The 5857-nt window shown below is 77.7% G+C and carries 8 protein-coding genes; all 8 read left to right on the top strand.

Annotation, left to right across the window (positions count from 1 at the left end; translation table 11 throughout):
* The coding region (locus tag GTR00_RS12750) for an SAF domain-containing protein (RefSeq protein WP_205705692.1) at positions 1–683 on the top strand (683 nt) is incomplete at its 5' end.
* Between the two features lie 3 nt (positions 684–686).
* Complete coding sequence (locus GTR00_RS12745; protein ID WP_166611985.1) at positions 687–1469, top strand: hypothetical protein; 783 nt, start codon at positions 687–689, stop codon at positions 1467–1469.
* A gap of 131 nt (positions 1470–1600) precedes the next feature.
* On the top strand, positions 1601–2908 hold the full coding sequence (locus tag GTR00_RS12740) for a CpaF family protein (RefSeq protein ID WP_166611988.1): 1308 nt from the start codon (positions 1601–1603) through the stop codon (positions 2906–2908).
* The gene (locus tag GTR00_RS12735) at positions 2905–3780 is read left to right on the top strand and encodes a type II secretion system F family protein (protein WP_323132443.1); all 876 of its coding nucleotides are present in this window, start codon (positions 2905–2907) and stop codon (positions 3778–3780) included. Before GTR00_RS12740 ends, GTR00_RS12735 begins: the two co-directional genes overlap by 4 nt.
* Positions 3777–4730, top strand: a complete 954-nt coding sequence (locus tag GTR00_RS12730; RefSeq protein WP_166611984.1) for a type II secretion system F family protein — start codon at positions 3777–3779, stop codon at positions 4728–4730. Before GTR00_RS12735 ends, GTR00_RS12730 begins: the two co-directional genes overlap by 4 nt.
* A gap of 42 nt (positions 4731–4772) precedes the next feature.
* Positions 4773–5039: a hypothetical protein gene (locus tag GTR00_RS12725; protein WP_166611983.1), complete on the top strand. Its 267-nt coding sequence runs from the start codon at positions 4773–4775 to the stop codon at positions 5037–5039.
* A complete protein-coding gene (locus GTR00_RS12720; protein WP_166611982.1) occupies positions 5036–5437 on the top strand; it encodes a TadE family protein in 402 nt (133 codons plus the stop codon). Before GTR00_RS12725 ends, GTR00_RS12720 begins: the two co-directional genes overlap by 4 nt.
* Before the next feature lie 47 nt (positions 5438–5484).
* Positions 5485–5857, top strand: a 373-nt coding sequence (locus GTR00_RS12715; RefSeq protein WP_166611981.1) for a TadE/TadG family type IV pilus assembly protein, incomplete at its 3' end; no start/stop codon positions are given.

Raw genomic sequence — 5857 nt, 5'->3', positions numbered from 1 at the left:
GGGGCGCGCCCGGCCAGGTCCCGGACTCCGGCGCCCGGCGCGTGCCCGCCCCCGTCCGCGAGCGGCGCCCGGCGCTGCTGGCCCTGGGCCTGGTCCTCGTCCTGGGCGGCGCGCTGGGCAGCGCGCTGGTGGTGCACCGCAGCGGCGACCGCGTCGACGTGCTCGTCGCCCGCCACGACGTCGAGCCCGGTGAGCGCATCGAGGCCGAGGACCTGCGGGTGGCGCGCGTGGCCGCCGACGGCGCCGCCGTCGTGCCGGCCGCCGCCCTGGACAACTTCGTGGGCACCCACGCCACCACGCGGATCCCCGCGGACACCCTGGTGAACCGGACGATGTTCCTGGCGGGCGGCACGGTGCCCGCCGACGCGGCCGTGGTCGGCGTGGTCCTCGGCGCCGAGCAGCGGCCCAGCGGCGCGCTGCGCGCCGGCGACGTGGTGCGCGCCTACCTGGTCGCCGAGGACGGCGGGGCCACGGTCACCGGCGACCCCGCCGGCACGGTCCTGCTGGCCGCGGCCCGCGTGGTCGACGCCGGCGGGCAGGGCGCCTCCGGCGCGGACGCGGTGTCCCTGCTGGTGCCGGCGCAGCGCTCCGCGGCCGTGGTCGCCGCGGCCGCGGCCGGTCAGGTGGCCGTCGCGCGCGTGGCCGACGGCACCCGCCCCGACGTCGACCTGACGCGGGGGTGAGCGGTGGCCCTGCTGTCCTTCCTGTCCGCCAAGGGCTCCCCGGGCGCGACGACCGCGGCGCTGCTGACGGCCGCGCTGTGGCCGCGCGACGTCCTCGTCCTGGACGCCGACCCCGCCGGCGGTGACGTCGCCTCCCGCCTGCCCGCCGCCGACGGCGGCATCCTGGACGCCGAGCGCGGCCTGCTGCCGCTGCTGACCTCGGCGCGCCGCGGGCTGCAGCCGCAGCAGCTGCTCGCCGAGGCCCAGCGGGCGGCCGGCGGGACGGCCGTCGTGTGCGGGCTGACGCGCCCGCAGCAGGCCGGCGCCGCCGCCGGCAGCTGGCCGGCGCTGGCCGGTGCGGCCGCGCAGCTGGGCGCGGCGGGCACGGACGTCGTCGTCGACGCCGGGCGCGTGACCACCGAGCCGGTGCACCTGCCGCTGCTGCGCGAGTCGGACGTGCTCGTCCTCGTCGTGCGCGACGACGTCACCTCCGTGCTGCACGCCCGCCGGTGCCTGCCCTGGCTGGCGACGTCGCTGCGCCGCGCCGACGGCCTGCAGCCGCGCACCGGCGTCCTCGTCGTCGGCGACGCGCGCCGCGGCGACGGCGACGAGGCCGCCGAGCTGCTGCGCGGCACCGGCCGCGAGGTGGAGGACTTCGGCCGCCTGCCGCTGGACCCCGCCGGTGCGCGCGTGTTCGACGGCGCGCGCACCGCCCGCCCGGAGCGCACCGCGCTGGTGCGCGCCGGGCGGGGCGTCGTGGCGACGCTGGCGGGCGCCGTCGCCGGCGAGCACCGGAGGGCCTCGTGAACCAGGACACCCCGACCTTCACCCCGACCTTCACCCCGACCACCGCGCCGACCACCGCGCCGCCCACCGCGCCGACCGGGTCCCCGGCCGCGCAGGTGCCCGCGCCCCGCCGCGCCGCCGGCGCCGCGGGCGTGGACCACGACCTGGTGCGCCGCCTGCGCACCCGGGTCGCCGACCGCCTCTCCGCGCAGCGCCGCCGCGACGACGCCGCCGGCCGGGCGCCGATGTCCAGCGCCGACGAGCGCCAGTTCGCGCGCTCGCTGGTGGTGCAGGTGCTGGAGGACCACGCCCGCGGCGAGGTCGAGGCGGGCCGTGCGCCGCTGACGCCCACCGCGGAGGAGGCGGTGGCCGCGGCGATCGGCGCGGCGCTGTTCGGCGTGGGCCGCCTGCAGCCGCTGCTGGAGGACCCCGACGTGGAGAACATCGACGTCAACGGGTGCGACCGCGTGTTCGTCAGCTACGCCGACGGCCGCGAGGAGCTGCACGAGCCGGTCGCCGAGTCCGACGAGGACCTCGTGGAGCTGGTGCAGGTGCTGGCGGCGAACGTCGGGCTGACCAGCCGGCCGTTCGACGCGGCGAACCCCCAGCTGGACCTGCGCCTGCCGGACGGCTCGCGCCTGTCGGCGGTGATGGGGGTGTGCCAGCGCCCGGCGCTGAGCATCCGCCGCGCCCGCCTGGCCCGGGCGACCCTGGCGGACCTGGTGGCCGCGGGCACGATGAGCGAGGACCTGGCGCGCTTCCTGCGCGCCGCCGTGCGCGCCCGCAAGAACATCATGATCGCCGGGTCGACGAACTCGGGCAAGACGACGCTGCTGCGGGCCCTGGCCGCGGAGATCCCGCCCCACGAGCGGCTCATCACGGTCGAGCGGGCCCTGGAGCTCGGGCTGGACCAGCACGTGGAGGCCCACCCGAACGCCGTCGCGTTCGAGGAGCGGCTGCCGAACTCCGAGGGGGTCGGCGGGGTGGGCATGGCCGAGCTGGTGCGCCGCTCGCTGCGCATGAACCCCAGCCGCGTCATCGTCGGGGAGGTCCTCGGCGACGAGATCGTCACGATGCTCAACGCGATGAGCCAGGGCAACGACGGCTCGCTGTCGACGATCCACGCGAACTCCTCCGCCGAGGTGTTCAACCGCATCGCCACGTACGCGCTGCAGGCCCAGGAGCACCTGCCGGTGGAGGCCAGCCACATGCTCATCGCGGGCGCGGTGGACTTCGTGGTGTTCCTGGCCAAGCAGAACACCCACCACACCGGCGGCGGGCTGCGGCGCACCGTCACCAGCGTGCGCGAGGTGACCGGCGTGGACGGGCGGGTGCTGTCCTCGGAGGTGTTCGTGGCCGGCCCCGACGGCGTCGCCCGCGCGCACGCGCCGCTGCAGCGCGCCGCGGACCTGGAGGCGGCCGGCTGGTCCGCGCCCGTACTGGACCGGTGGGGCGCGTGAGCGGCCCGTTCGCCGGCGCACCGGCGCCGGAGGTGCTCGCGGCGCTGACCGCGGGCACCGCCGGTGCCGGTGCGCTGCTGGTGCTCGCCGGGGCGGTGGGCCGCGCGCCCGGGCCCTCGGTCCGGCCGCCGTGGCGCCGGCGCCCGCCGCACCTCAGCCGCCACCTGCTGCTCAGCGCCGGCGCCGGGCTGCTGGCCCTGGTCCTGACCCGCTGGCTGGTGGCGGGGATCGGCATCGGCCTGCTGGTGGCCTCCTGGGAGAAGCTGTTCGGGGCGGGCGCCGAGGCGGGCCGCGGCATCGCGCGCCTGGAGGCGCTGGCGACGTGGACGGAGTCGCTGCGCGACACCATCGCCGGCGCCATCGGCCTGGAGCAGGCCGTCCCGGCGACGGCGGCGACGTCCGCGCCGGTGCTGCGCCCCTCGCTGAACCTGCTGGTGGACCGGCTGCGCATCCGCGAGCCGCTCGCCGAGGCCCTGGTGCGCTTCGCCGACGACGTGGACGACCCCAGCGCCGACGTGGTGTGCGCGGCACTGGTGCTCAACGCCCGCCTGCGCGGCCCGGGGCTGCGCGACGTGCTGACGGCGCTGGCCGCCTCCACCCGCGAGGAGCTGGACGTGCGCCGGCGCATCGAGGCCAGCCGGCGCAGCATCCGCCGCAGCGTGCAGATCGTCCTGGCCATCGTGCTGGGCGTCATGGGTCTGCTGGCGGTGTTCAACCGCCCGTACGTGGCGCCGTACTCCTCCCTCACCGGGCAGCTGGCGCTGGTGGTGGTCGGCACCGTGCTGGTGGTGGCCCTGCTGTGGCTGCGCCGCCTGGCCCGGGTGGAGACCCACGAGCGGTTCCTGGCCGCCGGCGCGGGGGCGGGCCGGTGAGCGCCGCCCTGCTGACCGGTGCGGCGCTGGGGGCGGGGGTGCTGCTGCTCCTGGCCGCGCTGCTGCGCCCGCGCCCGTCGCTGGCCGTGCAGGTCGCCCGCCACGACGGCCTGCGCAGGTCCTCGCGCCGGCGCCTGCTCAGCGCCGCGGAGGCCGCGGCCTCCGCGGCGCCGGACCGGGGGCCGTTCGGGCTGACGCACGCCACCGGGCACCTGGTGCGCTCGCTGGGGGACCGGCTGGAGGTGCTCAGCAGCGAGCGCGGCTGGCGCCTGCGGCGCACCCGGGCGGACCTGGCCGTGCTGGGCCGCGGCACGGGGGAGTTCCTGGCCACGAAGGTGGTGGCCGGGCTGCTCCTGCTGCTGCTGGCGCCGGTGTGCTGGGGGATCCTGCTGCTGTTCGGGGTGCCGCTGCCCGGCGGGGTCCCGCTGTCGCTGGCCCTGGTGCTCGGCGGCCTGGGTCTCGTCGTGCCCGACCTGGCGCTGCGCTCGGACGCCGCGCGCCGGCGCCGCGACTTCCGCCGCGTCGTGGGGGTGTTCTGCGACCTGGTGGCGATGAACCTCGCCGGCGGCCGCGGCCTGCCCGAGGCGCTGCTCAGCTCCGCTTCCGTCAGCGACTACTGGGCGCTGGTGCGCATCCGCCAGGCCCTGGCGAACGCGCGGCTGCTGGGGGAGAACCCCTGGGAGGCCCTGGGGCGCCTGGGCGAGGAGCTGGCCGTGGCCGAGCTCACCGACCTGGCCGGCGCGCTGGTGCTCGCCGCGGACGACGGCGCGAAGATCCGCGCGTCGCTGGCGGCGCGCGCCGCGACGGTGCGCCGGCGCGACATGGCCGACGTGGAGGGCGAGGCGGGCGAGAAGTCGCAGTCGATGCTCATCGCCCAGCTGCTGCTGTGCACCGCGTTCATGGTCTTCCTGGCGTTCCCCGCCGTCTCGAACCTGCTCGGCCGGTCCTGACCCGGCCGTGCACCGATCCTGCTGAAGCACAAGGAGAAAGCCGTGTCCTCGAACACCACCGTCTTCGCCCGCACGCGTTCCGCGCTCGCCGTCCGCGCCCGCCGCGCGGCCGCCCGCGGGCGCGACAGCGGCGCCTCGGCCCTGGAGTGGGCGATCATCGCCGCGGTCGTGGTGGTGGCCGCCTCCGTCATCGGCGGGGTCGTCTTCAACATCGTGCAGTCCAAGGGCAACGACCTGCAGGAGTGCGCGAACGTCGCGGTCGGTTCCGCCTGCGCCGGCGGGGTGGCCTCCGGGGGCACCACCAGGTGAGGCGGCGCGAGGAGGGTTCCGCGGCGCTGGAGCTGGCGTTCATCGCCCCCGTGTTCCTGCTGCTGGTGTTCTTCGCCATCCAGGTGGGGTTGTGGGCCTACGGGCGTTCGGTGGCGCTGGAGGCGGCGCGCGAGGGCGTCGCCCAGCTGCGGGTGCTGCCCGACCAGCAGTCCGTCGACGCCGACCAGCCGGCGGTGGAGGAGCACGTGCGCCGCTTCGCCGCCACCCTGGGGCGCGAGTCGCTGCTGGAGCCCAGCGTGCGCACCACGTGGCAGCCGCAGGAGCGCACGGTGGGCGTGGAGGTCTCCGGCCGGGTGATCAGCCTGGTGCCCGGCCTGGACCTGAGGACCACCCAGCGCGCCGCCGGCACCCTGGAGCGCTTCCGGGGGGCCAGGTGAGGCCCCGCGCGGCAGGAACCGGCCGCGCGTGCACCGACCGCGGCAGCGTGGCGCTGGAGTTCACCCTCGTCGCACCGGTCCTGCTGCTGCTGGTCGCGCTGCTGCTGGCGTACGCGCGCGTCGCGCAGGTGTCCGCCACGCTGGACGCCGGTGTGCGCGACGCCGCCCGCTCGGCCACCCAGTCCCGTTCCGCGAGCGCGGCGCACCAGCGCGCCGGCGAGGTCATCAGGACCTCCGTCGGCCCGGGGGACTGCGCGGACTCCCTCACCGTGGACGAGATCGCCCCGCTGGTGCCGGGCACCGCGGTGACCGTCACCGCCCGCTGCACGTACTCCGTGGCCGACCTCGGCCTGCCCGGCCTGCCCGGCAGCCTCACCGTCCGCTCCTCCTTCTCCAGCCCCCTCGACCCCAACCGGGAGG

Origin of the sequence: Kineococcus indalonis, assembly GCF_009906395.1 — a bacterium.
In the GTDB taxonomy this organism is placed as follows: domain Bacteria; phylum Actinomycetota; class Actinomycetes; order Actinomycetales; family Kineococcaceae; genus Kineococcus; species Kineococcus indalonis.
Note: the sequence above shows the minus strand (reverse complement) of the source record. Positions and strands in the feature narration are given on the sequence as shown.